Source organism: Aeromonas sp. 2HA2 (assembly GCF_029237345.1).
Lineage (GTDB): Bacteria > Pseudomonadota > Gammaproteobacteria > Enterobacterales > Aeromonadaceae > Aeromonas > Aeromonas salmonicida.
This window is the reverse complement of record NZ_JAACGB010000002.1, coordinates 221,951-247,987: the sequence shown is the minus strand read 5'-3', so window position 1 is coordinate 247,987 and position 26,037 is coordinate 221,951. Positions and strand designations below refer to the sequence as shown.

General features: G+C 62.7%; 17 protein-coding genes and 1 riboswitch. Of the genes, 4 read left to right on the top strand and 13 right to left on the bottom strand.

The window, feature by feature from the left end:
- Positions 1-95: 95 nt before the first annotated feature.
- The 5 genes from GWQ29_RS04535 to GWQ29_RS04515 form a co-directional block, all read right to left on the bottom strand.
- Complete coding sequence (locus GWQ29_RS04535) at positions 96-1,016, bottom strand: YjjW family glycine radical enzyme activase (protein WP_275909304.1); 921 nt, start codon at positions 1,014-1,016, stop codon at positions 96-98.
- Positions 1,006-2,532: a YjjI family glycine radical enzyme gene (locus tag GWQ29_RS04530; RefSeq protein WP_275918850.1), complete on the bottom strand. Its 1,527-nt coding sequence runs from the start codon at positions 2,530-2,532 to the stop codon at positions 1,006-1,008. The genes GWQ29_RS04535 and GWQ29_RS04530 overlap by 11 nt, the downstream gene beginning before the upstream one ends.
- A gap of 116 nt (positions 2,533-2,648) precedes the next feature.
- On the bottom strand, positions 2,649-2,990 hold the full coding sequence (locus GWQ29_RS04525) for an AzlD domain-containing protein (RefSeq protein WP_087756528.1): 342 nt from the start codon (positions 2,988-2,990) through the stop codon (positions 2,649-2,651).
- A gap of 2 nt (positions 2,991-2,992) precedes the next feature.
- Positions 2,993-3,712, bottom strand: coding sequence for an AzlC family ABC transporter permease (locus GWQ29_RS04520; protein ID WP_125597588.1), 720 nt, complete (start codon positions 3,710-3,712; stop codon positions 2,993-2,995).
- Between the two features lie 136 nt (positions 3,713-3,848).
- Positions 3,849-4,325, bottom strand: coding sequence for a L,D-transpeptidase family protein (locus GWQ29_RS04515; RefSeq protein WP_192873302.1), 477 nt, complete (start codon positions 4,323-4,325; stop codon positions 3,849-3,851).
- Between the two features lie 265 nt (positions 4,326-4,590).
- Here GWQ29_RS04515 and GWQ29_RS04510 point away from each other — a divergent pair, with 265 nt between their 5' ends.
- The gene (locus tag GWQ29_RS04510) at positions 4,591-7,740 is read left to right on the top strand and encodes a S41 family peptidase (RefSeq protein WP_275918849.1); all 3,150 of its coding nucleotides are present in this window, start codon (positions 4,591-4,593) and stop codon (positions 7,738-7,740) included.
- Here the strand turns inward: GWQ29_RS04510 and GWQ29_RS04505 are convergent.
- The 5 genes from GWQ29_RS04505 to pgaA form a co-directional block, all read right to left on the bottom strand.
- Positions 7,723-9,018 (bottom strand): ferric reductase-like transmembrane domain-containing protein, encoded by a 1,296-nt coding sequence (locus GWQ29_RS04505; RefSeq protein WP_275918848.1) that lies wholly within the window; start codon positions 9,016-9,018, stop codon positions 7,723-7,725. The genes GWQ29_RS04510 and GWQ29_RS04505 overlap by 18 nt on opposite strands.
- Before the next feature lie 178 nt (positions 9,019-9,196).
- Positions 9,197-9,511: a hypothetical protein gene (locus GWQ29_RS04500; RefSeq protein ID WP_017412598.1), complete on the bottom strand. Its 315-nt coding sequence runs from the start codon at positions 9,509-9,511 to the stop codon at positions 9,197-9,199.
- Positions 9,498-10,748, bottom strand: coding sequence for a poly-beta-1,6-N-acetyl-D-glucosamine synthase (gene pgaC, locus GWQ29_RS04495; protein WP_275918847.1), 1,251 nt, complete (start codon positions 10,746-10,748; stop codon positions 9,498-9,500). Before pgaC ends, GWQ29_RS04500 begins: the two co-directional genes overlap by 14 nt.
- On the bottom strand, positions 10,745-12,709 hold the full coding sequence (gene pgaB, locus GWQ29_RS04490; protein WP_275918846.1) for a poly-beta-1,6-N-acetyl-D-glucosamine N-deacetylase PgaB: 1,965 nt from the start codon (positions 12,707-12,709) through the stop codon (positions 10,745-10,747). The genes pgaC and pgaB overlap by 4 nt, the downstream gene beginning before the upstream one ends.
- Positions 12,709-15,093 (bottom strand): poly-beta-1,6 N-acetyl-D-glucosamine export porin PgaA, encoded by a 2,385-nt coding sequence (pgaA, locus tag GWQ29_RS04485; protein ID WP_275918845.1) that lies wholly within the window; start codon positions 15,091-15,093, stop codon positions 12,709-12,711. Before pgaA ends, pgaB begins: the two co-directional genes overlap by 1 nt.
- A 669-nt stretch (positions 15,094-15,762) precedes the next feature.
- Here pgaA and GWQ29_RS04480 point away from each other — a divergent pair.
- Entirely contained in the window at positions 15,763-17,952 is a 2,190-nt protein-coding gene (locus tag GWQ29_RS04480) for a glycoside hydrolase (protein ID WP_275918844.1), read from the top strand.
- Between the two features lie 68 nt (positions 17,953-18,020).
- On the opposite strand, the gene GWQ29_RS04475 is transcribed toward GWQ29_RS04480, so the two are convergent.
- On the bottom strand, positions 18,021-19,871 hold the full coding sequence (locus GWQ29_RS04475; RefSeq protein ID WP_275918843.1) for a M3 family metallopeptidase: 1,851 nt from the start codon (positions 19,869-19,871) through the stop codon (positions 18,021-18,023).
- Between the two features lie 281 nt (positions 19,872-20,152).
- On the opposite strand from GWQ29_RS04475, the gene GWQ29_RS04470 reads away from it, so the two are divergent.
- Entirely contained in the window at positions 20,153-21,850 is a 1,698-nt protein-coding gene (locus GWQ29_RS04470; RefSeq protein ID WP_275918842.1) for a methyl-accepting chemotaxis protein, read from the top strand.
- Positions 21,851-22,114: 264 nt separating this feature from the next.
- Positions 22,115-22,200, top strand: a riboswitch (cyclic di-GMP riboswitch).
- A 66-nt stretch (positions 22,201-22,266) separates the two neighbouring features.
- Positions 22,267-23,691: an N-acetylglucosamine-binding protein GbpA gene (gbpA, locus tag GWQ29_RS04465; protein ID WP_275918841.1), complete on the top strand. Its 1,425-nt coding sequence runs from the start codon at positions 22,267-22,269 to the stop codon at positions 23,689-23,691.
- Between the two features lie 74 nt (positions 23,692-23,765).
- On the opposite strand, the gene cbl is transcribed toward gbpA, so the two are convergent.
- Both cbl and GWQ29_RS04455 read right to left on the bottom strand, forming a co-directional pair.
- Positions 23,766-24,713 carry an HTH-type transcriptional regulator Cbl gene (gene cbl, locus GWQ29_RS04460; protein WP_058395371.1) on the bottom strand — a complete coding sequence of 316 codons (948 nt, stop codon included), beginning with the start codon at positions 24,711-24,713 and terminating at the stop codon, positions 23,766-23,768.
- A gap of 186 nt (positions 24,714-24,899) precedes the next feature.
- A complete protein-coding gene (locus GWQ29_RS04455; protein ID WP_234575925.1) occupies positions 24,900-25,967 on the bottom strand; it encodes a sulfate ABC transporter ATP-binding protein in 1,068 nt (355 codons plus the stop codon).
- Positions 25,968-26,037: the final 70 nt, after the last annotated feature.

Below are 26,037 nucleotides of genomic sequence, written 5' to 3'. Positions count from 1 at the left end.
AAAAGCCGCCTCCAGACTCAACATCAGGCAGGGCGCTGGCAAAAGCATCCCATCAAATTGCTTTGCGATCAGTTAATTAGCCTGCAAACACAGGGTCAGATAATGGCCGGCAGGGAAACGGGTCCAAGTCCCCTGTCGCTCACCGCCCTGGCGAGGCGGGTCAGCTCATCTCTGCCCGCCTCCGGCCAGCTCGTCGCCACCCCGCGCACACCATGCTGACGAAAGCCGTTGAGGCGGATGGGCACTGGCCCCAGACTCTGCAAGAAGAGGACAAGCGCTGCCCCCAGCTTGCCGTCGGCATCCAGAAAATCGCTGCGTCCCGGCACGTGGAGCAGCCGCAGCTCGGCCAGCTTGCCATGCCTCGCCAGCAGGCGCAGCGAGGCCAGCACCCGCTCGCGGCCAACACCTGTGAGTGAGTGGTGCACCGAGTCGCGCCACCCCTTGAGATCTATCATGGCGCCGTCCAGTACCGGCAGCAGCCGCTGCCAGCCCATTTCGCCAAGGGATCCGTTGCTGTCGAGCAGACAAGTCAGGTGCGAGAGATCCTGTGCCTGCCTGATGGCCGTGAACAGGGCGATCACGAACGGCAGCTGAGTCGTGGCCTCGCCGCCAGAAACGGTAATGCCGGTGAGCAGAGGGCCGTAGCGGCGCAGCAGGGCCAGCACCTCGGCAACCGACATCTGGCTGGTCTTGGGGCTGGCATGGCGCGGGCAGCCGTCGATGCAGCGATCGCAATCGGTGCAGAGCGCCGCCTGCCAACGCACTCTTCTCTCGCCAGGACGGCCCTCGATGAGCGTCAGGGCACCGCTCGGGCAAGTTGCCACGCAGTCACCGCAGTGATCGCAAAACCCCATGGTGTGAGGGTTATGGCAGCCGGGGCAGCGAAAGTTGCACCCCTGCAGGAAGAGCACCAGCCGGTTGCCCGGCCCGTCCACGCAGGAGAAGGGCAGCCAGCGGCTGACCGTTGCGGTGCGCTCCGTTGGCTCCCTCCTTTCCTTGCCACATTCAGTAGTCACACAGGGTCGCCTCACGGCCAACCACTCTCGGCGCTCGCTGACGAATGGCCGTCAGTTCACTCGCCTCGGCACCGAGACAGGTGGTCTGCAGCCGCGACCCTTCGGTCGCGAAACGGGCCACGTCGCTCTTGCGGATCATGTAGCCGGTCACCCGCACCAGATCGCTGTCCGCCACGTTGGCGGTGAACTCGCGCATGCCGATGGCGAGGGCCCCCTTGCAGAGCTGCAGCAGCGCCTGCGGGTTCTGGCGTATGGTGGGATCCAGGGTCAGGATCTCGCTGATCCCGGAGTGATAGAAACCGTGGTGCGGCGCCAGGGCCAGCACATGGCTGGCGGGATCCGGCTCCTGACCGTAAGGGATGCGCACCCCGGGAGTCACACCGCGATCCACGCTGAGCCCGCCCTGAGAGTGGAGCAGGGCGCGACCACCCCAGGCGTGTACCTGTGGCGTCCCGGTCACATGGCGGGAGAGCTGGGCCGAGATGCGATAGCCAAGCTGGTTGGCCTCCTCGTCATGTCCGTAGCGCTCGGGCAGATTCTCCTTGTCCATCAGCAAATTGACCGCCTCCGCCATGCCATAGATGCCGAACATGGGCACGAAGCGGTCTTCGTCGATCAAGCCCTCCTGCACCAAAAAGCTGTCGAAGAAGCCGGACTCCTGATGGAGGAAGGCGGCGCGCGCGCCGATCAACTGAGAGGCGAGACGGCAGTAGTGGGGTAGCAGACAGCCCATGAAGTCGTCTATGCCGTGGGCCTGCTCGGCCACCCGCTTGAGGGAGAGTCGCACCAGGGTATTGGCGCCACCGGCCTGGGGCAGAGCGTTGTAGCAGCTGACGATGCCAAAGCCACGCTGGTCGAAGGTGTTGCTATGGAGCGGATAGTTGGCGATGTGCGGCTTGCTGCAGCTGGCTATGTTCTGCACCGCCAGCATCAGCAGGTTGTCCGGGGTCTGCGCCGGATCGTGGAACAGGGTCAGGTTCGGCGCCACCTGCTTGAGCTCGCCGTCGATGCGCAGGATCAGGCGGCAGAGACGGTTGTCATCGGGGCCTATATTGACGTGCATGAAGGCGTCCGGCAGGACCCGATCCAGATAGATCCAGAACCCTTTCAGCTTGCGATGGAGGGTTTCGTCATCCAGCTCACCCACAAAGGGCAGCAGCAGATGATCGAGGCGCCCCAGCCAGACCGGCATGCCGGTGACGGAGGGCACATGGTGGTAGAGGATGCGCAGGGCATCGAGCGCCTCGTCAAAATCCTTGGGGGGCGCCAGCTCCAGCCATGCGGATCCCTGACTCAGGAACTTTGCATAATCCGGCAGCACGTAGCGCGGCTTGTAGGGAGCATGTCCCTCGAACATGTCACAGAGAAAACCCTGCGCCAGCGCCTCGGCGACCGCCGGTGTCAACTCTGGGTAAGGCAGCGCATTTTCGGCGGCCAGCGCCAGGGCATGGTTCTTCTGAGCGGGCGAGAGCAGGGGATCGCGCACTATGCGCTGACAGGTTTCGGTGAAAGACATGGGGAGCTCCTTGGCGGATAGTCCCTAAATCCTCACACTTGAAAGGTGTTTTTTGAAGTGACATTCACAACATGGCGGATATCCATAAAGGACATCCACCATGCCAGATCACGGACCTACCCCAGCCAGGGCAAGAACGCGGCCATGCCCCCCTGCCAGCGCAGCAGGAAGAAGCCCCCCATGCCCACCACGACCACCAGCAGGGTCGGCAGCCGCAGCAGGGTCAATGCCGTCACCAGCAGGGTAGCGGCTAGGTAGTCCGGATCCCAGTCCAGCCCCTTGCCCGGCTCATAGCTGAAGACGATGGGCAACCAGATGGCGGTCAGCACCGACTGGGCCGAGAAGCTGAGGAAGGCCCCCATCTCGGCGCCGGGTTGATAACGGGTCAGCCGCGAGAAGAAGGCGAAGCGATTGAAGAAAGTGATCAGGGCCAGCAGGCCTATCATCAGCCAGCTCATTGTCATCTCCTCATCCGGTGCAGCACATAGCCCACCACCATGCCGGCCAGCGCCGATATGATGATGTAGACCTCCGCCAGCAGCGGCTTGGTGAGCAGCGCTGTGCCGCCGCTGACCAGGGTCGCCGCCACCATGGGCAGGTTCTTGAGGGCGGGTATGGTCATGGCGATAAAGGTGGCCGCAATGGCGAAGTCCAGCCCCATCTTGTCCAGGCCGTCTATGTACTGACCGGCGGCGATACCGAGCAGGGTCGCCAGATTCCAGAACAGGTAGAACACGAAGCCCGCGATCAGGGCATAACCGGGATGGAAGCGGCCGCTGCGCTCCCTGTCCTTGAGCGCCACCGCAAACATCTCGTCAGTCAGAAAGAACGCCAGACTGGCACGCCAGCGCAGGGAGAGCGGCAATACATCGCGACGGAAGGTAAAGCCATAGAGCAGATGCTGGGAGGTGATGACGAAGGTGGATCCCATGATGGGCAGCAGGGGCGTCCCTGCCCCGAACAAGGTGGTAGCCGAAAGCTGGGCAGCACCGGCATAGACCAGCAGGGACATGCATTGGGCCTGTAGCGGGCTCAGCCCCACCTGCAATGCCAGGGCGCCGCACAATATCCCCCAGGGGATGACGGAAATGGAGAGCGGCAAAATATCGAGGGTGGCGCGCCACCAGAGCGCGCGGGCGCTCTCGGCACCGGCGGGAAGGGCACTCGTTGCTGACGGCATGGGGTCATCCTTGTTGCATCCACGGCGAGCGGGAAAAACTAGCACGACACAAGGTCGCAGACCAAGGACTAAAACGGATACTGCAAGGGTTCAGAAATGCAGTGCGCCCCCATGAAGGGGGCGCGCAGAGAGGCAATCAGGGCTGGATGATGATGGGGGTGCCGGGCTCGATGGCGTTCCACACTTCGTCCAGATCATGGTTGAGCATGGCGATGCAGCCATTGGTCCAGTTGGACGGCTGCAAGCGGGTGTTGCCTATGCTGTTGCGCTGACCATGGATCATGATCATGCCACCCGGTCGCACACCCAGCTCGTTGGCCGTCTTGATGTCGTCCAGGTTCGGGTAGTTGATGTGGATGGCCTTGTAATAGTTGGAGTTGGTCTTCTTGTAGTCGAGGATGTAACGCCCTTCCGGCGTACGCTGATCCCCTTCACGCTGCTTGTGTCCCTTTGGGGCCGGCCCCAGGGCAATCCAGTAGCGTTTGACCTCCTTGCCATCCTTCATCAGGGTCAGGCTGTAGGAAGACTTCTTCACCACTATCATGTCGGCAGACAAGGTGGCAAAACTCAATGCGGGCCACAGCCCCAGCAAACACAGTAATACGGCTCTCATTCCATCCCTCGACAAGCCTCTGGTTAGGGCTTTTCTTGTTACCAAATCATCTGAATGGCACCACCCCGTGGGGCGGGCGAGCGCCATCATATTGGATCGCCATCAATACTCAATATATCCAGAGAAACATATCCCGTGCCATCTTTTATAAATTGTTACAATTAACAGCCAAAACAAGGGGATATCCCCCCTATATCGGGATAGTGCCCCCCGGGCGATTGGGGGGAAGATAAGGCGCTTTTTCACCTACTTGGAAACTTCCATCATGCGATGCCGACTCTCTCTGCTGATCCTGCTGATCTGCTCCCCCTTGCAGGCGGCCGAACCGCTCTGGCTGCGCGAGCCTGCGCTCTCCCCCGATGGCAAACAACTTGCGTTCACCTGGCAGGGCCGAGTCTACCTGAGCGCAGGGGATGGCGGACTCGCCATGCCGCTCACCGACAGCGACTACCTGAGCCAGCGCCCGCTCTGGTCACCGGATGGCAAACAGATCGCCTTCGCCGCCAACTTATATGGCAACGAAGATGTGTTCGTGGTACCGAGCGCAGGGGGCGATATGGTGAGACTGACCCGTGACTCCCGCCCCGATCTGCCCCAGGCATTCAGCGCCGATGGCAAGCAGTTGCTGCTGAGCAGCCAGCGACTGACCACGCCCGAATCGGATCACTTCGTGGCGGAAGGATTCCAAGCCAGCGCCCTCTACTGGACCCCGGTCGGTGGCGGCGCCCTGACGCCGGCACAACCTCTGCCCGCTACCCTGGCTCGCACCCACGGCAAGCAGCTGGCCTATCAGATGCCGGGCATGGATCAGCCGTTTCGCAAACATCAGCACTCGTTTGCCGTCTCCCGCCTCTGGCTGTTCGATGGCAAAGCCCATCACCAGCTGACAGAAGACAGGGTCGCCGCCAGTGATCCCGTCTGGGATGACAAGGGTGAGGCACTCTATTACCTGAGCGAGCGCAGCGGCGATTTCAACGTCTGGCGGCGGGACCTGGCCAGCGGTCAGGATCGTCAACTCACCCACTATCAGGGTCACCCTGTGCGCGGCCTCTCCGCCTCCCGCCAAGGGGATCTGGTCTGGTCCTGGCAAGGGGAACTGTACCGTCTCGATGCGGGCAGCAAGACACCGCGCAAGCTGGCTATACAGCCGCTCTTTGCCAACGCGCCCGCCGAGAGGAGCTGGATGCCAGGCCCCATCGACGAGGCCCTCGCCCGCCAGGATGGTGACGAGGTGATACTGGTGAGCCAGGGGGACTTGTATGCCATCGATACCCGCCGCGAGCGAGTGCGCCAGCTCACCCGTCATCCCAGCGAGCAGTCATCCCCCCTGTATGTGGACAAAGAGAAGGGGCTCATTTATCTCTCGGAGCAGGATGGTCCGGCCGCCCTCTATCGCCTGAACAAAGCGCAGCCGGATGGCTTGTTCAGCGATCCCGGCACCCTCACGGAACAGAAGCTGCTGGCCATGCCGGATGCCGCCATCAGCAAGCCGACCCTCTCCCCCGATGGCAAGCAGCTCGCCTTCGTGGTGGATGGTCAGGCCGTCCACCTGCTGGATCTCGCCAGCGGCAAACAGCGACCGCTGGTCGCCGCCGAGTTCAACCCCTCCCGCCATACAGTGGAGCTCGCCTTCGCCCCCGATTCCCGTCATCTGGCGCTGACCATACAGCCTGACTCGGCCCAGCAGGAGATCGCCGTCATCGACATAGCGGACCCCAAAGCCGAGCCGATCAATGTCAGCCTCAACGGCTATCGGGATATGAGTCCTGCCTGGAGCCAGGATGGCGGCATCCTCTACTGGCAATCCACCAAATACGGAGTTCTGGGTGCCGATGGGGAGCCGCTTGGCGGCAGCCTGCTCGGCCTCTACAGCAGCCGCGCCGCCAAGAGCGACTTCATCGCCGAGCAGACGCCCCCCAAAGCGGGTTACGGCTTCGAATCCGACCGGTTGGCACACAGAGAGGCGCTGCAACTGCAGCCCCCAGGCCTCATCCTCGCCAGCCGCATCGTCGATGATCACCTTATCTCGCTGGTGGAAGAGAGTGACACCAACGGCGAGAGCGAGATCAAGGGCTACGCCCAGGATCTGCGCAAGGGCGAGACCCGAGTGCTGTTTGACGGCCAGCCCGGCCCGGCGCAGGCCAGCCTCAATCAGGATGCCAGCCTGGCCACCCTGGTGCGGGAAGGAGAAGTGACCCTGATTGACACAGGTTCAGGCGAGGCAAGGTCACACCCTTTCGACCTGCTGCAGACCGGAAGCTCGCTGGCGCTCATGACCGCCGCCTATGACCAGATAACCCGGCTCACCCGCGACGAGTTTTATCGTGCCGACATGAACGGCGTGGATTGGGATGGCTATGTGGCCGCCTATCGCCGCCAACTGGCCGGTATCAACAATGGCAGGGACTTCGGTCATCTGCTGGCGGAGCTGGCCGGTGAACTGAACGTTTCCCACACCTGGGGAGTGGGTCCGGCGTCATCCCCGCGAATGCCCGACAACACCGCCAGCCTCGGCGGCTACTGGCAAGATGGCAAGACGGGGGTTGAACTGGTCGCCCTGCTGGCCGGCGGCCCGCTGGAACAGGAGACAGACCTGACACCGGGAGCCCGTCTGCTGGCCATCAATGGCACCGAGATTCCTGACCTGAACGCGCTGGATGCCCAGCTCAACCACCAGGCCGATCAGCGGCTGGCCCTCACACTGCTGCCCAAGGGGAGCAAGGCGCCGGTGCAGCTCGACGTCACCGCCATGGATTTGCAGCAGGAGTACAAGTTGCAACTGGATGGCTGGGTCGCCAAGCGCCGCGCCCGGGTGGCGCAGTTGAGTCAGGGTCGGGTGGGATATGTCTATCTGCCGGAGATGAACAGCGCCGTGTATGAGGAGATGGTCGCCGATGCCCTCGGCCGTCAGCGTAACCGCGAGGCGCTGATCGTGGACGTGCGCTTCAACAAGGGGGGCTATCTGGCCAATACCCTGGTGGAGTTCCTGACCGGCAGCGGCAGTGACAAGGGCATGGCGCGCAGCTGGCCACGCCACGGCAAAGGGGAGACAGACGCCGCCACCCGCCAGTGGACCAAGCCCTCGGTGGTGCTGGCCAATGCAGGCAGCTACTCGGAAGGCTCGGCCTTCCCCCAGTACTACCGCACCCTCAAGGTCGGCCCCATCATAGGTGAGCCAGTCCCGGGCACGGGCACCATGGTCTATGCCCATGACTCCAGACTGATCCCCGGACTCGCCTACGGCATCCCGACCCTGGGGCTGCGCAACCCGGATGGCAGCTTCTACGAAAATCAGGAGCTGATCCCGGATCTGCAGGTCGCGCTCACACCAGCCGACATTATCAGCGGACGAGATCCCCAGCTGGAGGCAGCCGTCGAGGCTGCCCTCGCCCAGCTGTCAACGAAAGCGAAATAGCTCGCGATGCAGGCGCCCGCCCGGCAACAGCCGAGTCAGGGCGTCTGCCATTCCTTCCGGCCCGCAGAACCAGACGTCACCGGGCTTGCCCTGTGCAAGACCGGCCAGATCCAGCCGCCCCGCCTCCTTGTCCAGATGCAGCCGATAACGAACCCCGGTACGCTGACACAACTCGGCCAATCGCTGGTGATAGACGGCGCCGGCCAAGTCCGGCGCACACTGGATCAATGTGATCCCCTCCCCCCGTTCACCACGGGCCACCAGCCCCTCCAGCCAGGCGACGAAAGGGGTAATGCCGATCCCGGCGCCGAGCCAGAGCGACTGCCCCTGCCGGGGGGGACAGACAAAGGCGCCATAAGGTCCCGTCACTGTCACTGGGCCATCGACCCGGGCCGCCTCGACCAGCTGGCGGGTATGATCCCCCAGCGCCCGCACCGCAATCACCAGCTGACGCTTGTCGGGCGACACCCGCACCAGGGTAAAGGGGTGCGGCCCCTCCTTGGCATCAAACTCGAAGAAGGCAAACTGGCCTGGCCTGTAGTGCGACAGCGGCGTCTCCAGCTGCAAGGTGAATTCACGGGTACTGTCCGCCAGGGTGCGCAGCGCCACTATGCGGCCCTGATGGCGATCCCGCTGACCGGTCAAGCCCAGCAGGGAGTAAACCGCAGCCACAGCCCCTGCGCCGCCCAGCAGCGAGATCCCGAGCCCCACGGGTGTCAGCAGGCCAACCTGGGGCAACAGGCAGAGACCGTGTACCCACCCCGCCAGATAGATGAGCGGCGCCAGACGGTGGATCACCCGAAAGCGGCCATAGCTCACCAGCGACAACAGGCTCACCACCACCAGGGCTATCAGCAGATAGAAGCTCCACTCCCCCAGTGTATTGCCAAGGGCATGCAGGGAGAGGCCATTGCCAGCCCCTGCTCCCGCCCCGCCACCAGCCCCCCGGCGGGCAGGCCGGGTCAACCAGCCGGCCGTCACAGCCCACTTGGGTGCTTCCACCAGCAGCCAGTGACTGGTCAGGGCCAGGGTCGCGGCCATGGCGCTGTGACGATGGAGCCGCAACATGCGATCCAGCCCGCCACACCAGACTTCCAGCCTCGGCAAACGCAGCGCCAGCAACAGGGTCAGCGCCATGTAGCCCAGCCCCAGCAGGCCGGTCAGCAACAGCATCTCATGGCGCCAGGGCCAGATGCCGTTGGTATCCCCTGCATATCCAGCCCACCAGATCAGTGCCGCCAGCACCGGCAGCAGCCATAACGCCCGCTTGGTCACCATTTGTTGCTCCTTGTCCCGTCATCTCATGCATTGCTCACCCGGCTCGCCCAATGGCCACGCCGGTATCCTGATCCCATTACACGCCTGTGCCATGACAAGACTTTGCCAGCCACCGGCCATTTGGTGACAGAGTGTGACAAGAGGGAAGATACAAAAATGGGGCCGGATGGCCCCATGGTTAACCGGCTTTGCGCAGTGCCCGCTTGCGCATCAGGCGGTAAAGCAGCTGATTGTATTTGGCCCAGGAGTGGATCAGCAGGAAGATGCCAAGCAGCAGGGCCAAAAACAGCTGCCCGGCGCCCTGCGCATCCAGCGAGCCGATAAAGCTGTCCCCTTCCCCTTTATCCAGATAGTTGAGCCAGGGTTGCAGCGCCAGAAACAACCAGCCAATCCAGGTCACCAGCAGGATCAACAGATCCCGTAGTCGGTACTGCCAGCTGCAACGGGCACCGTTGCGTATGATCATCTCGTTGGCGAACTTATTTTTTGTCACGGAAGGACTCTCCTCTGTCAGGGCTTTCCCATACGGCAAGCTGGCCACGGCGACGCAGGATCGCCTTGGGCACGGCAACGATCACCGTCACCAGATTGAGCAGCCAGTAGATAAGCGGATACCAGATACACCAGACGAAGCTGCGGGCCATTGTCTTGTCATAGTGGTTGTCGATGAAGATGCTGACCCCGAACTGCAGCAGGCAGATGGCGGTCATGATGACACCGGTCCACTGGAACAGCTGACCTTCGGCCAGCTCCCCCAGATCGGGCCGGATCAGCCAGATCAGCGCCAGCAGCAACATGCTGTAGCACCAGAGGACACTGGAGAGGTACTCCAGCAGCAGCAACCAGAAGTGGCGGTTGCGCCAGCGCATTGCCTGCAGGCCGTAACGCAGTATCACTTCGGCCCCGCCCTGGGCCCAGCGCAGCCGCTGCTTGTAGAGACCGCGCACCGTCTCCGGCATCAGCACCCAGCACAGTGCCTGGGGCTGGTAATGGATGAGCCAGCCCGCCAGCTGGAGTTTCCAGCTGATGTCGATGTCTTCGGTGACCATGTCCGTGCTCCAGCCACCCACCGCCTCCACCGCTGACTTGCGAAAGGCCACCACCACCCCGGACACGGTAAAGACGGTGCCATAGATGCGCTGGGCCCGCTTGATAAGGCCTATGATGGAGCTGAACTCGCCGGTCTGGATCTTGCCGATGATGGTGGAGCGGGTACGCACCCGCGGGTTGCCGGTGACGGCCCCCACCTTGGGGCTCTCGATGAAGTGCTTCACCATCCAGCGCACAGCGTCATGATCGAGTACCGCATCGCCGTCTATGCCCACCAGTATCTCCCCCTTCGCCCGTTCGAGACCATTGTTGAGCGCCATGGCCTTGCCCTGATTGTGCTGGTGCAGCACGGTAAGGCGCGCATCCTGCGCCGCCAGCCGATCCAGTCGCTGCCCCGTGTCATCCTTGCTGCCATCGTTGATGGCCAGCACCTCGAAATCGGGATAGCGCTGGCGCAGCAGGTGGCTGATGGTCTCCTCCACATTGGCCCCCTCGTTGTAGCAGGGCACCATCAGAGTCACCTTGGGATAGCTAGGCAACGCCAGCCCGGTTCTGGCGAGCGCTATGTCCCGCCGCTCCCACTGGAAGTAGTAATAGAGGCCGCCACAGATCCACACCATGGCCATCATGCTGGGGTAGGCCAGGGTAAAAATCGCAATGCCTGAGAGAAATCCGCTCACCGTGCCGCCCCCGCTTGTGTGGCCATGGCCGCACTGACGGGCACGGCGGGAGCCACCGGCAGCTGGACTGGCTGAGGCTGGGTCTGCACCGAGAAGACGAGCTTCAGCACGGCGGGATCCGGCTGATTGTTGTGAAAATCGTCCGGGTAGTAGCCGAAGTTTTTCACCCCCTTGCGCTGGATGATCTGCATCCAGCGCGCCAGCTCCTCATCCGGGATCGGCTGATCGGTGCGCCAGTTGCGGCTTTGCAGCTCGAACACCAGCCGCTCGGCCGGCACCTGGGCCAGGGATGTTTCCGCCAGCCGGGCCAGCCACTCATCCGGATTTTCTGCCTGTTCCATGTAGGGCATGGCCATCACGGCCGTGTAGTCATAGGCCTTGGCGAACGCTGCCATGCTCTGGGCAAACCACTGCTGGGCGTCAGGCTCGGTCACCAGTGCCGCATAGATGTTGCGGGCTGTCTTGAGGCCGTCAGCCCCTCCCTGGCGATAACGGGCAGCAGCGTCACGCAGCGCCAGCGTAAAGTCGATCAGCAAATCAGTCTTGTGCTCACCCTGAGCCCGCAGGGCCTGGGGGGAGCGCGCCAGCGGCATGGGCCCTTCGTAATCGCTGAGGAAGGCGTCATCGTGGAACAGCAGGCCGTCGAACTTGGTGTAAAAACCGAGATCCTCGTAGATATCCAGCAGCAGCTGACGGCTGGCTGCATCCCAGGGTGATAGGCGCAGATACTGCCCCCTGGCGGGGGCGCCGGTGCGACTGTCGGTCACATAGGTGTGGTTCGGCCCCATGTCATAGGCCATTACCGGCATCCAGGCATACACCTTGACCCCGACCCGGGTCTTGAGCTGCCAGGCGACCCGATTGAACAGATCCGCCCTGACCGGCATGTGACGATTGGGGAAGTAGAGCGCCTCCGCTACCCCGTCACCGTTGTCATCGGCATAGGCCTGCAGATAGACGGTGGTGATGCCGTATCCCTTGATCCGCTCCAGCAGCAGGTCGATGTTCTTGTTCAGCTGCAGCGGATCCTTGTCATAGACATAGTCCAGATCCACGTGCACCAGTCGCTCCTCCTGCCGCTCCCAGGTATTGCCTCCCATGATCTCGTCCAGAGTCTCCAGGCTGGTGTCCTCCTCCAGCAGATAACGGCGCACAGTGGCTCCGGAATCCCCCAGGGTGTTGAGCCCCTCAATCAGGGTGAAGCTGTAGGGTATGCCGCTGTCACGGGCCAGGTTCAGCGCCGTCTGGTTGAAGGCACCATAGGGCCAGACCATGATGCGCGGTGCCCGGCCGGTCTGCTCCTTGAGCTGGCGGACAGACGCATCGAAGTCGGCTTTAACCCGCACCTGATAGTCCGCCATGGTTTCGTAACCGGCCGGACTCCAGCCCGCCGTGGTCACCGCCGGCTGCACATTGCCCTGGGGATTGGCGAGCAAGCCGTAGTGGGAGGCGAAGGTGTGGGAGGCTATCTCCACCAGTCCGGAGGCCTGCATCTCGCGGATCTGCGGCCAGCCGACGAAGTAGCTGCGCGGCAGCCTGTCGTTGCCATAGGGCACCAGCTTGTCGTCAGGCACATCCAGCCAGCTGCCCACCAGGGCATAGACAGCCGGGTAGTTGTAGAGCTTGAGCAGCGGGTAGACCAGCCGGTAGAAGCTCTCGTAGCCATCGTCGAAGCTGAGCAGAATGGCCTTCTCCGGCAGGGCTGCCTTGCCAGCCTTGGCATCCAGCACCTGCTGGAAGCTGACCGGGTGATAGCCCTGCTGCTTGATCCAGTTGAAGTGGCGGATCAGGGTGTCGCGCCGTATGGTCTGGGGGTAGAGCTTGAGGTTGGGGGTCAATTTCAGATCGACGATATCGTGGTAGCAGAGCACCACATAGTCATCGGGTTGACGGGCAGCCTGTGCGGCCAGTGGCATGAGCACGGACAACAACAGGAAAAGAGGGGCAAGCCAGCGTCTCATCACATGAAACTCCATTGCAGATTGGCGAAGACGAAATTTCCATATTCGGGGTTGCCGTCGTAGACGGCCTGGCGCCGGCCCAGGCCATAGCCCAGGCTCAGTGCGGGGGAGAACACCCAGTCGTGGCGATAGCTGAGTTGCCAGCCCGGGTTGCCGCCATACTCCTGCTGCCAGTACTGATTGCCGCCGATGACAAGGCTCTGCAGCAGGGCGCGACGGCCATCCAGCGGCAGCCGGTAACGCCCCGCCAGTTCCAGCTCCAGATTGCGATCCCGCAGGGGATTGAAGTAATCCACCGCCACCGCCTCGTTGCGGGAGGTGGCAGCCCGCAGTGTGGTGTCGAACCACCAGCGATCCCGACGCCAGAGATCCTGACGCAGCCAGCCGGAGGCGGTGAGCCGCCGATTGCCATCACTGATGTCCATCCGTTCCAGCCGCAGGCCCGCCTCCCGGGTCTCGTCCTGGCGCCAACCCAGATCGAGCTGATATTGATCTGCGTAGTTGCCCCGAGCCAGCGCCCGCAGCGGGGTATCGGCGCTGTTGAGGTTGATGGCAGCACCCAGGGTCCAGCGATCGCCCAACCGCCAGTCGAGGCGGCTCCACAGATAGCCCTTGTGATTGAGCTCACTGCCCATTCCCCCTTCTAGGGTCAACAGCAGCGGATAGAAGGAGACTTCGGCCCCGAGCCCGCTGTAGGCGGCACGCTCCGGCTGCCCGTCAAATTCACCGAAGCTGCCCTGACGACGGACAAACAGCCGATCACCGCCATCATTGCGAGCGCTGTAAAAGCGGCTGTCGTAACTCCAGTCACGACTGGCCTGTACCGAGCCCCCTTCATTGCGACCATGGGTCAGCTCAGTGGTCAGCATGGGGGCCTGCTCCAGAGCCAGCCGCTGTTGCAAGTCCCGGCGATCCTTGGTCAGGTTGCCGAGGGCCCGCACCGCCTGCGGTGTCTGTTGCCACTGCCCCTGATCGAGGCGGGCGTGGAGGCGACCCGGCTCGGCGAGTCGGGTACGGCCAGTCGGCAGCCAGCGCACCGCCTGCTGATAGGCCTGCTCGGCGCCATCCGGGTGACCGCGCCAACGGCGGATGTCCCCCAGCTGCAACCAGAGCCAGGGATTGGCAGGGGCCGTTTTCAGCCAGCCTTCCAGCTGCGCCTCTGCCTGCCCGGCCTGACCCCGCCAGGCCAGCAGCAGGGTTCTGAGCTGCAGCACCTTCTCGTAGTCATCGTTGGGCATGCGCATATTGCCGGTGAAATCCCAGCGAGTCGGCGGCTCCTGCCAACCCGCCAGCAACCCCTGGGCGGCGCCGTAACGCTCCGCATCAGAGTAGGCGTAGAAACGCTTCTCCAGCAGCGTCTTGTCTTTGGCCCGCTGCGGGGTCGCCAGTTGCCGATAGATAAGGGAAGCCTCGTCCACTCGCCCCAGCCCAACCAGCGCATCGGCCCGCGCCTCCTGCACGTATTCCGGCAGCGGCCCCTCGGCTTGCAGGGCGGCAGACTCCCGCTCCGCCTGGGCAAACTCACCGAGGGCAACCAGGGTCACCACCAGATCACGGCGGGCACTGAGGTAGAGCACATGATCGCGGGGAGCCCGGGCCAGGATCTTGTCCTGCAGGGCCAGGGTGTGAGTGAGGGAAGTGCGAGCCAGCGCCGGATCCTCGGTCTGCGCCGAGATCCGCAGCAAATTGACCGCCTGGTAGTAGTCGAGCCAGAGCCGATCCACCGGCTTGAACAGGGCAGGATACTGCCCCATCAAGTCGGCAGCGGCGGGACCCGCCCCCAGGCTCACCGCTACCCGATAGAGCGCCAGCACCTGTTTACTGTTGCCGGGTTCCAGCGCCAGCCACTGCTGGCGGGCCAGCATCTCCCCCATGGGATCCTCGGCCTGACGGGCGGCATAGATACGCGCCTCCAGCACGGCCCGATCGCGACCGAAACGGGCCTCGTACTCTCCTGCCGCCTGATGGGCCAGCACACGGTTGCCCTGATCGCTGGCGGTGAGAAACAGGCCAAGCCAACCGGTGGGATTGCCCGGGTCACGCCCCTGCAACACCCGGTAATAGCTGATCGCCTCAAAGTAGCGCTTCTCGTCCCGGGCGGCGCGGGCCACCCCTTCCAGCGTGCTGTTGGCAATGGGACTGAACTCGCAGGGGGCGCAGGCTGCCAGCGCCCCCTTGCGATCACCGCGCCACAGCTGCACGGCGATCAGATCGTCCAGCACCTTGCCGTCGCCGGTTTGTCGATAGAGGGCATCCAGTCCTTGCGCCGCGGCGTCAAGCTCCCCTGCCCTGGCCTGGATGACCCAGGCTTCCCGTACGCTATCCACTCCGCCAGCCAACACCAACAGGGGCAAGAGCGCCAATAACCAAAAGATGCGATTCATTCGCAACATTCCACCTTTGACACGCGCCGGGCAGATCGGTCCTTGAATGCCCTGACGATTACGCACATATGTCCGACCCTGCTGCCGTGGCAACGCAGGGTGACTTCCTGACGGATGTGCGGTTGTGATGGTGAAAGGCGAGGGATGAACCAACGCCTTCCTCAATGCGCGGTCCAGCTGTCTCCGGGAAGAGACCTGTGACTTTCCGAACCCGATTCGCATCGGGGGTGGCGAGGCGGCCAATTCTGCAGCGGTGGGCGAGTTAGTCAATCGAGTCAGACAGGAACCATTCTCGATAAGCCACCGTCTGTTGCCTGTCCCTGTGGACTCAATTTTTCACTATTACTATTGAGGTAATTAACAGAATTCCATTTTGATTGGCCTGCATCGATGGTCCATCAAGCAATGGGGTTAAGCTTCCCCCCTTGATTGCCCCCTGCAGCGAATCTGGCGCATCCGAATCCAGTATTGGCTGACTACGACAGACTACGTCACGACCACAAACAAGCCCCATCTGATAACCTCCCTGACAGGAAATCATCGACCTCAACCGCTTCTGGCCCCTGGCAAGAGGCCAGGGCTTGCCGCCGCTGGTGCGGGCAAATTTGGCTGTACCGCAGAACGGGCAAGGGCGTACCCTGATGCCATCGACTTGGCCAAGGATCTTGAATGAAGGGTTTACGGATAAAGGCGCCAGTACTGGGCTGCCTGCTGATTTCACTGCTGGCGGCGCCTCTGGCCGCCGCCCCCCTGATACTGCAAGGGGAGACGCTGAGCTATCGCATCGCCCCCGATACCCTGGCCATCTCGGTCAACAAGGTGCCGGTCAGTGCCGGCCAACCCGCCCGTCAGGTCGACAAGCTGACCCGGGGTGAGCAAGAGGCCAGCTGGCACTGGCCTGCCCAGGACGCCAGGGTCGAGGTCAAACTGGACGGTGATGATCTGCTGCTGATCCTTGTCAGCGACACACCCCGTCAGCTGGCCTGGTACAGCCTGCCGAAAAACCAGACCCACCTCTCCATGGCCTTTGGCGAGGGCAGCCGCTTCTCGGTGCGTGACAGCGACTGGCTCGGCTATGTCGGCGACGAACTGGCTGAACTCAACACCCATTACGACCTCAAGCTGCCGCTGTGGAGCCAGGATGCAGGCAAACAGACCTACAGCTGGATCCTGCAAACCCCCTACGACAACCAGCTCAACTTCACCCGCAAGGGGGGGCGCCTGCAACTGAGCGCCCGCCACGAATTCAGCAGCTTCAACCAGCAGGCTCCCATGGTGGTGCGTCTGAGCGTGGGGGATGACTGGCTGGCAGGGGCCCGTCGCTACCGGGAGTGGCTGCAGGCCGAGGGGGAGTGGCAATCCCTCGCCGACAAGTTTGCCCGGATCCCCGCTGGCCGCCGCCTGATTGGTGCCAGCCATGTCTATCTGTGGGGAGATGCCCTGCTGGATCGACAGGATGTGAAGGATTGGCCTGGCCTGCAGGCCAGACTCAATCAAAAGCTGGCCTGGCTGCAAGCGTTCAGCGGCGAGGAGCGGGAAGCGCTGGCCACAACGGCTCCCGAACCCTGGCAGCAGACATTGATCATGGCCGGGCTCAACCGGCTGATTGCCAGCCAGCTCCCCCTGCCCGCCCAGCAGGGCCCCGTCAGCCAGAGCAAGGTGCTGGCCCTGCGCCAGCAGTGGGTCAGGGGTCAGCTGGGAGATCTGCTGGTTGCGCAGACTCGCTGGGGACAGGGCCTGTCACTGCCTGTGATAGAGACGCTGCAACAGGCGGGACTGCACAAGCTCTGGCTCGGCACCCCGCAATGGACGGCGGCCCTGCAACAGGGTTATGCCGTCACCGCCGCCCAGCGCCTGGGCTATCTGGTGGGCAGCTATGACTCCTACGATACCGCCATCCTTCCCGGCAGCAACGACAGCTGGCTCACCGCCCAGATCCCTCCCAAGATCGGCAAGCGCTGCGCCATCATGGAGGCCAACGGCAAACCCAAACCTGGCTTTGGTGGCGAGGGAGCCTACCTCAATCCCGGTTGCACCCTGCCCTTCGCCAAGAGCCGCATGAGCGAGCTGGCCAAAGCCAGCGGCATCAACAGCTTGTTCCTCGACGTGGACGGCACCGCCATGGCTTCCAACGATTACAACCCGGCCCATCAACAGGGCAGCCAGGCGATGATCGCCGCCCGCAATGCCCGCATGGCCTGGGTGGGAGAGCGGCTCGGGCTGGTGCTGGGCTCGGAGGATGGCAATGCCCTCACCAGCAAGCCGCTGATGTTTGCCCACGGCATCCAGAGCTGGGGGTTCGGCTGGCAGGATGCCAGCATGCGCAAGCAGGCCAAGTCCCCCTATTACCTCGGCAAGTGGTGGCCGGACGAAGCGCCGCAGGTCTTCTTTCAGCCCGCGCGCCTCAAGCCACGCTACCTGAAAACCGTGTTCAATCCGGCGGACAGGTTGCCCCTCTATCAGGCTGTGTTCCACGACTCTGTGCTCAACAGCCATCACTGGCTGCTGGACAACCTCAAGTTTCCGGGCATCAAGGAGGAGCGCGCCCTGCTCGGCCTGCTTTACAACACACCGCCGCTGGTCAACCTGAGCCGCAGCACCCTGGAGAGCCGTCTGCCCGAGTTGGTCAGACTGAGCGATCAATTCGCGCCGCTGCACGAGGCATTGTGGGACAAGGCGCTGGTGGGATTTCGCTGGCGCGACGGGGTGGGCCGGGTGCAGGAGACCCGATTCTCGGATGGCAGCCGGCTGGTCGCCAACTTCAGCAACAGCTCCATCATGCTCGATGGCCAGAAACTGCCGGGCAAGCACCTGCTCGTCGCCCTCAAGGGCAAGCCGGTCACCCTGCTGACGATGTAATCGACTCGCTCGCCATATAAAGAGAGAGCCCTGCCAATTGGCAGGGCTCTTTTGCAGGCGGGGTTCATCTAGCCCAGGGTGGCGGGCTCGACTTCGCTCTGGCGCCGGATCCAGCCCTCGAAGTCCGCCAGCATGCGCGCCTCCGACTCGCTGTTGTCGGCAATCAGCTCAGTGCCATGCACCACCCGGATGCGGGCATTGAGGGGCGCCCCCTCACCGGCCGGCGGCCTTTGCTGCGCCGCCGCCATGCAGGCTTGGGCCTGCGCCCAGGCGTCGGCCACGCTCTGGTTGCATACCTCGGCCAGCGGCACTGCGCTGAATCCCTCGCCGGTCAGGCTCTGCAACGTCTCATCGTGGGTCATGCCGTTGCCCGGCCCCCAGTAGTGAGCCGCCAGATCCGGTCCGATGCGCGGGTTGTCGGTGAGGTATCCATCGCGCTGAAGGAAATAGGCGCGGGTCTGCTCCACCGCCATCAGTGCCAGCAGATAGCCGTGATAGGCACAAGCCGACTCCTGATTCAGCAGATGCGGAATGGCCAGCAGCGGCCTCGGGCTCTCTGTCCCCAGTATCTTGCGCTCCCACTGACGGGCCAACGCCAGCACGGCGTCCGGAGTGCGCTCGCTCTCCTCCATGGCGTAAAGATCCCGCTCGAAGTAGGAAACCAGCGCTATCTGGCGCTCGTTGAAGGCACGAAACGGCTGACGCGCCGCTATCATGGCCTTGATGAGCGAATCTGGGATCACCTCTCCCGCCGCGTTCCTGGCATAGCGCTTGAGCCAGTCCGCATCGTCCAGCAGGCTGTCGCAGAACATGGACTGGGTCTCGGCATAGGCCATGGAGGTGGGTGGAAACTCCTGTGAAAAGCAGGGGGCGTTGCCAGTCACATTGGCAAAGTGAGCGGCGTGGCCCCCCTCGTGGAACAGGGTATTGAGGCCACTCCAGCCGCTGCCCACCTGAGCCGGGTTGGCCAGACTGGTGAAGTTGACCACGGCGGGAACCCACTTGTCCTCCTGCCAGAAGCTGGGCACAGGGCCGTGGCAGAAGCCGTTCTCGTATTTCCCCTCCCGGGTCAGCAGATCCAGGGTCAGAGTCGCATCCCGATACTGGATGCCGAGCCGGCGGAAGCTCTCGACCCAGTCCTTCAGCGCCCGCGAGAAAGGCACATAGGGGTCGAGCTGGCGGGTCACGTCGCCGCTGACGAAATAGCGCAGGTTGTGGGGCAGCAGCGCCGCCTCTCCCTTGGCGCTTTTCAGCTCTGCCAGACTCTGTTGCACCCGCTGCTCGGTGCGGGCGATAAAATCATCCAGCACGGCAAACAGCTGTTCCGGGCTCATCTGCTCGTTCTTGCGCACCTTGTAATCGAAATAGTCGCGATACCCCATGGCACGGGCGAAGCGGTTGCGGATCGCCACTACCTCGAGAAAGCCGTTGTCGACCACCCACTGCTCCAGGGTATGGAACATGGCCAGCGCGCTCTGGCGCACCGCCTCGTTCGGGCTGGCGGCAAGGGAGGTGCTGGCGGCGGGCAGACTGCCGACGACCTGCTGACCCTGCTCATCCAGCAAGCCGAGTTTCAGCTCCCGGCGACGGGCAAACAGCGCGGCCTCGGCCGCCACCAGCTCGTCCATCAGGGCGGCGGCAGCCGGATCCTCGATGACGTTGCACTCGAAGAAGGCAATCCAGCCCCCCAGACCACGCTTGAGATCCGCCTCTTCGGCCTGGGACAGCATCTCTCTGAGCTCCGGCAGTCGGGCCGGGTTGGCGCAAAACGCCTTGCAGGCCTGCTCGGCGGCGGTGAAACCTGCCTGATCATCACTGGTGCCCATGTAGGTGGACCAGAACAGGTCCTCCTTGCGCCTGTGTACCTGCAGGTAATCGGCATTGAGCTGATTCAAATAATTCCTGGCAATGGAATGCATAAATTCCCTCTTGTATGGGGCTGACCCGCACGGGTGCCCGCTCCTTTTTGGTGAAATGCCAAGCCATTCACATTTTTTGGCAAATGATGCGCCGGGATGCGCACAACCACGCTACCAAAAGCGACGGTTTCTGTCTGCTGGCTATACTGGTTGTCAAAACACTCAATTAGCATTCAGTCACCACAAACCATTGAAAGTTAATTAAATGTTAACAGCCAAGTAATCAGGGCCATTGTCATGTCTGGCCACAACAAGACCCACAGGGAAATCAGGGAGACCTTATGTTCAAGCTTGGTGATATCGCTGTGAGCCGCAAATTGATGTTGCTGCTCTCACTGGCGCTAGTCGGTTTCATCGCACTGCTGCTTATTTCGGCCAGTGCCTTGCATCGCAATCTGATGAGTGAGCGGGAGGCCCGGCTGCAGGCCGTGCTGGATCTCGCCATGAGCCGCATCCAGTCACTCGCCACCACCTTGCCCGCCGCACAGGCTCAGGCAGAAGCCAAGGCCATGCTCAACAGCATGCGCTTCGATGGCGACAACTATCTGTTCGTACTCGATGAAACTCGCCACGTTGTGGTACACCCCGTCAAACCGGAACTGGTTGGCCAGCAGATGGGCCAGAGCGGCGCCGAGACAGCCGGGGATCACTGGCAACGCATGGTGGAACTCGGCAAGGGGGGCCAGCATGGCCGCCTTGAATACCAATGGATAGGACCCTCCGGTGATGCCGCCCAGAAGATGTCGCTGGTCGCCGGCTATCAGCCCTGGGGCTGGATCCTGGGCTCTGGCGTACTGCTGCAGGACATTCAGGCCACCATCTGGTCCCAGTACCAGCTGATGGGCGGCGCCACCCTGCTGGTGATCCTGCTAATGGGGCTGCTGGGGTTTGCCATCAGCCGCTCCATCGTCAATCCCCTGGCCGAGATCAAGCGAGCCATGCAGCAGGTGGCGGCCGGGGATCTGGTGATCAGCATACCGGTACACGGCAAGGATGAAATGGGGGTCGTCGCCGCCTGCACCAACCAGGGGCTCGACGCCATTCGTCACGCCCTGATCGAGGCCAGCCAGGGGGCCCGCAACGTGGCAGATGCCGCCCTGCGGATCGCCTCCTCGGCAGAGGAGACCAATCAGGCGGTCAACAGCCAGCGGGATCAACTCTCCCAGCTCGCCACCGCCATGAACGAGATGAGCGCCACCATTGCCGATGTGGCGGGTCACGCCGAAAATACCGCCCGGGATACCCAGGAAGCCACCAGCGAGGCCGGGCTGGGCAACCGTGACGTGCATGCCAGTGTCAATGGCATACAGGCGCTGGCCACCGAGGTGGAACAGGCCACCCAGCAGGTCAATCAGCTCAAGGAGGGAGTGATGCAGATAAGCGAGGTGACCGCCGTCATCAGCGCCATCTCCGAGCAGACCAACCTGCTGGCCCTCAACGCCGCCATTGAAGCAGCCAGGGCCGGGGAACAGGGACGCGGCTTTGCCGTGGTCGCCGACGAGGTACGCCAACTGGCGAGCCGCACCCGCCAGTCCACCGAGGAGATACAGAGCACCATAGCCCAGCTGCAGCAGCGGGCAGTGACCGCCGCCAGTGCCATGGATGCCAGCCGCAAGCTGGCGGAGAGCAGCGTCAGCCAGTCCGAAAAGGCAGGGCAGGATCTCTCCCTCATCGTCAACCACATCCAGCATGTGAGCGACATGGCGATCCAGATAGCCACAGCGGCGGAACAGCAGAGCGTGGTGGCCGAGGATATGAACCGCAACGTCAGCGGCATCAATGATTCGGCCCAGGAGATGTCACAATCCGCCACCTATCTGGCGAAAGAGAGCGAGCTGCTGGCAGACCTCTCCCGCAGTCTGGATGAGCGACTGGCGGTGTTCAAACTCGGCACTGCCATCGATCAGACCCTGGCACAGCGGCTGGCCCCGCTGCATCAGCAATCACATCAGGCCGAACGCCCCCGCGCGCGCCACTGAATCGTCTCGCCTTGTCGCACTCCATCCTCTGTCAGCCCGGCTGGCAGAGGATTTTTTCATGGATGAAAAATGTCGAATTTTTGCATCTTATCGACATGATGACCGACATTCGGTGTGATGAGACGATTAAATAATCCATTAAAAACATAACGTTAATTTTTAGCTCTACTCCGATGAGTCAAGCTGTAAACATTTACACTTAATTAACTAATCAAAATTGGCCATGATGATGGTGTCGCAATACGCGACACCATGACCCTTTATGTAGTCATTTGGCAAACTGGTTGAAAGGCCAGGACGCAAAGCCTCCGGTCTAAAGACATGTCGTCCAGGATAGCGGGGTTGCCACACGCAAGTGTGTATCGGGGAACTCCCCTGCCAACTTGACTGCCCACATCTATCGAACAGAGGAATGTATGGCAGCAAAAATCCAACTCAATCACGTCGCGGCAGCGCTTGCGCTGCTGGCCAGTGGTGGCGTTCTCGCCCACGGCTACATCAGTCAGCCGGAATCGCGCAACTATCTGTGCAAGACCGGTGGCAACAGCCAGTGTGGCGCAGTGCAGTGGGAGCCCCAGAGCGTGGAAGGCCCCTCCGGTTTCCCGCAATCCGGCCCTCAGGATGGTCAGATTGCCTCGGCGGGCAGCCCGAACTGGAGTGAACTCAACGCCCAGACCAGCGACCGCTGGACCCGCCGCGAGGTACAGGCCGGGCCATTCGCCATCAGCTGGACCTTCACCGCCAACCATGTCACCCGCAACTGGCGTTACTACCTCACCAAACAGGACTGGAACCCGAACCAGCCGCTGACCCGTGCCGCCTTCGATCTCACCCCTTTCTGCGTGGTGGATGGCAACATGGTACAGCCGCCCAAGCAGGTCACCCACAACTGCAACCTGCCGGAGCGCACCGGTTATCAGCTGATCCTGGGGGTGTGGGAAGTGGGCGATACCAGCAACAGCTTCTACAACCTGATCGATGCCAACTTCAAGGGCGGCACCCAGCCCCCCTTGAGCTGGAGCCAGGGGGGCACCATTTATCCCTCCACCGATCTGGCGGCCGGTGACAAGGCCAGAGCTCTGGTGTTCGACGCCAACGGCGTGCGCCCCGATCTGCAGACCGAGCTGACCATCGCCAGCCCGGAGCAGGGCCAGAAGAACAACTGGACCCACGCCCTGGCGAGCAAGATCAATGCAGAGCAGAGCCAGATCCGCGCCGGCCAGCAGAGCGGTGAAGGCCAGTTCAACCCCGTCTACGGCCAGAACACGGTCTACTTCAAGGCCGGCAGCACGCTGGAGCGGGTCGAGATCCAGCTCGAACAGCTGCAACCGCCGGTGGGCAACGACATCAGCGTGAGCGGTCTGGAGAGTGAATACCTGCTCGACGACGGCAAGGTGACCCTCGACTTCACCATCACTGCCCAGGGGGATCTGACTGTCACCAATACCTTGTATGACCACGGGGGTGTGGCCAGGGGCCAGTCTGCCGCCGATATCAAGGACAGCAGCCAGAGCTTCACCATGCCGCTCACCGGGCTTAGCGCCGGCCACCATCAGCTGGTGATCGAGGCCAAGCCGAAGGCGGGTGGCGAAGCCCTGCAACAAACCCTGGACCTGATGCTCAAGGATCCGGCCGCCAGCGGTGACTACCAGTTCACCTTCCCGCAGGGACTGACCTCCTACACGGACGGCACCAAGGTGTTGCAACCCAAGAACGGCAAGGTCTATCAGTGCAAGCCCTTCCCCTACCGAGGCTGGTGCAGCCAGTGGTCGGCCAGCGCCACCCAGTATGAGCCAGGTATTGGCACCAACTGGCAGGATGCCTGGATTGCCTTGAACTGACCCGGCACAGAGTGATAACGCAATAAACAAAACGGGGAGCCACTGGCTCCCCGTTTCACATCGTCTGGCAAGGTTCAGATCTGGTAGTCGATGACAGGCTCACCGCCCATGGCGCGGGCCTGAATGTCTGCCAGCGCCAGCTCCGGATTGCAGAGCTGGATAAACTGCCAGGCGAAATTGTGCTGGAACTGCCCCTGCTTGAGCCCGATCCAGGCGGTGTGTGGCGCAAACAGCCGGCTGCCGTCAAGCTGCACCAACCCCCTGTCGCGCTGGGTATCGAATGCCATGTCCGCCAATATGCCGACCCCCATCTCCAGCTCGACATAGGTCTTGATGACGTCCGAATCCTGGGCAGTCAGCAATATCTGCGGCGTGATCCCCGCTTCGGCAAACGCCTCATCCACCCGCGCCCGTCCGGTCAAGCCGGCCTGATAGGTGATGATGGGCCAGTGTGCCAACGCCGCTAGGGTCAGCTCCCGCTCGGCGGTGAGGGGGTGCTGCTCGGGCACCACTATGTTGTGGTGCCAGCGGTAGTAGGGAAACGCCACCACCCCTTCGCTCTTGTCGAGCCGCTCGCTGCTGATGCCGATATCCACCTCGCCGGTCTGCACCAGCCGCACTATCTCCTCAGGGCTGCCCTGACGCAGCTCCAGTTGCACCAGCGGAAACTGTTCGCGAAACGCCTTCACCACCCGCGGCAGGGCGTAACGGGCCTGGGTGTGGGTGGTTGCCACCAGCAGCCTGCCGGACTCGCGGTTGGCAAAGGTGCTGGCCAGTTTGCGGATATTGTTGGCGTCATTGAGAATGCGCTCGGCGATCACCAGCAACTCCTTGCCCGGCTCCGTCATGCCGAGCAGCCGCTTGCCATAGCGGATGAACAGCTCTATCCCCAGCTCCTCCTCCAGCTCGCGAATATGGCGGCTGACCCCGGACTGGGAGGTAAACAGGGCATTGGCCACCTCGGTCAGGTTGTAATCCCGCCGCGCCGCCTCCCGTATAATGCGTAACTGCTGAAAATTCACGCCATCGCCTCCTGCGCTGACTGGCCGGTCGGGTTGGTCCCGCCGCCGTTTTTGTTATTGCCAGCCCGACCCTGTGCCGGACTGCAAGCCTGATACTGTTATCGCGATAAGAGAGTCACACCCTGATCCTGTCGGTTGGCATAGGATGGCGGCGAGTCGCTCTCGCCTGGATGCAAACCCTGGCCATCAAATCTGGTAGTCCGGATAGAGCTGGGCCTGCCTGGCCACCAGTCGCACCCCCTGCCCCGGGGCAAATGCCCTGGCCGCCTCTTTGCTCAATTCGGCCTCGAAGTGTGCACCGTTTGTATCCCCAATGCCACGCAACTCCACCCGGATACGGGGCCCCATGGGCAGCAGTCGGGTGATGGTGGCGCGGATCCCCCCGCTTGCATCTGCAGGCACTATCTCCAGCTCGTGGGGACGCACATAGGCGATCGCAGCGCTGCCCTCCGCCAGATGGGAGCTGATGGGGCCTCCCAGCCACTGTTCGCCGATGCCAAGCCCCTGACCTGCCACCCGACCGCGAAACAGGTTCACGCTGCCGAGAAAGCTGTGCACAAAGGCACTGGCGGGCTGGTCATAGACCTCGGCCGGCGTGCCTATCTGCTCGACCCGGCCGGCGTTCATCAGCACCACCCGATCCGCTACCTCCAGCGCCTCCTCCTGATCGTGAGTCACGAACAGGCTGGTGACATGCAGCTCGTCATGCAGTTCGCGCAACCAGCGGCGCAGCTCCTTGCGTACCTGGGCATCGAGGGCACCGAAGGGCTCATCCAGCAGCAGCACCTTGGGTTGCACCGCCAGGGCGCGGGCCAGGGCGACCCGCTGGCGCTGACCGCCGGAGAGCTGGGTCGGGTGGCGATCGGCCACATGGCTGAGCTGCACCAGATCCAGCAGCTCCTTGACCCGGGCGCGGATGACAGCCTCGGTGGGACGCTCTGACCTCGGCTTGACCCGCAGGCCGAATGCCACGTTCTCGAACACCGTCATGTGGCGAAACAGGGCGTAGTGCTGGAACACGAAACCCACGTTGCGCTCACGCACATCAAGGTCGGTTGCATGCTCACCGCGGATGATGACGTGGCCAGAGTCGGCCTGCTCCAGCCCGGCTATGATGCGCAGCAAGGTGGTTTTGCCACAGCCGGAGGGGCCCAGCAGCGCCACCAGCTCGCCATCGTGAAAGTCGAGGTTGATGTCGGCCAGCGCCGCGTACTGGTTGAAATGCTTGTTGAGCCCTTGAACCTGAATGCTCATAGATGCCTCTTTTCAATAATCGTTATATCGAGATCAATGGGGTATGGGGCCCGGCAGCTCGCGCAGCCGT

What these genes read in the sequence shown, in the direction of transcription:
- GWQ29_RS04530 (WP_275918850.1), bottom strand. Translation starts at nt 2,532, where the DNA reads ATGTCTTTCACCGAAACCTGTCAGCGCATAGTGCGCGATCCCCTGCTC.
- GWQ29_RS04525 (WP_087756528.1), bottom strand. Translation starts at nt 2,990, where the DNA reads ATGAGCTGGCTGATGATAGGCCTGCTGGCCCTGATCACTTTCTTCAAT.
- GWQ29_RS04520 (WP_125597588.1), bottom strand. Translation starts at nt 3,712, where the DNA reads ATGCCGTCAGCAACGAGTGCCCTTCCCGCCGGTGCCGAGAGCGCCCGC.
- GWQ29_RS04515 (WP_192873302.1), bottom strand. Translation starts at nt 4,325, where the DNA reads ATGAGAGCCGTATTACTGTGTTTGCTGGGGCTGTGGCCCGCATTGAGT.
- GWQ29_RS04510 (WP_275918849.1), top strand. Translation starts at nt 4,591, where the DNA reads ATGCGATGCCGACTCTCTCTGCTGATCCTGCTGATCTGCTCCCCCTTG.
- GWQ29_RS04505 (WP_275918848.1), bottom strand. Translation starts at nt 9,018, where the DNA reads ATGGTGACCAAGCGGGCGTTATGGCTGCTGCCGGTGCTGGCGGCACTG.
- pgaB (WP_275918846.1), bottom strand. Translation starts at nt 12,709, where the DNA reads ATGAGACGCTGGCTTGCCCCTCTTTTCCTGTTGTTGTCCGTGCTCATG.
- pgaA (WP_275918845.1), bottom strand. Translation starts at nt 15,093, where the DNA reads ATGAATCGCATCTTTTGGTTATTGGCGCTCTTGCCCCTGTTGGTGTTG.
- GWQ29_RS04480 (WP_275918844.1), top strand. Translation starts at nt 15,763, where the DNA reads ATGAAGGGTTTACGGATAAAGGCGCCAGTACTGGGCTGCCTGCTGATT.
- GWQ29_RS04475 (WP_275918843.1), bottom strand. Translation starts at nt 19,871, where the DNA reads ATGCATTCCATTGCCAGGAATTATTTGAATCAGCTCAATGCCGATTAC.
- GWQ29_RS04470 (WP_275918842.1), top strand. Translation starts at nt 20,153, where the DNA reads ATGTTCAAGCTTGGTGATATCGCTGTGAGCCGCAAATTGATGTTGCTG.
- gbpA (WP_275918841.1), top strand. Translation starts at nt 22,267, where the DNA reads ATGGCAGCAAAAATCCAACTCAATCACGTCGCGGCAGCGCTTGCGCTG.
- GWQ29_RS04455 (WP_234575925.1), bottom strand. Translation starts at nt 25,967, where the DNA reads ATGAGCATTCAGGTTCAAGGGCTCAACAAGCATTTCAACCAGTACGCG.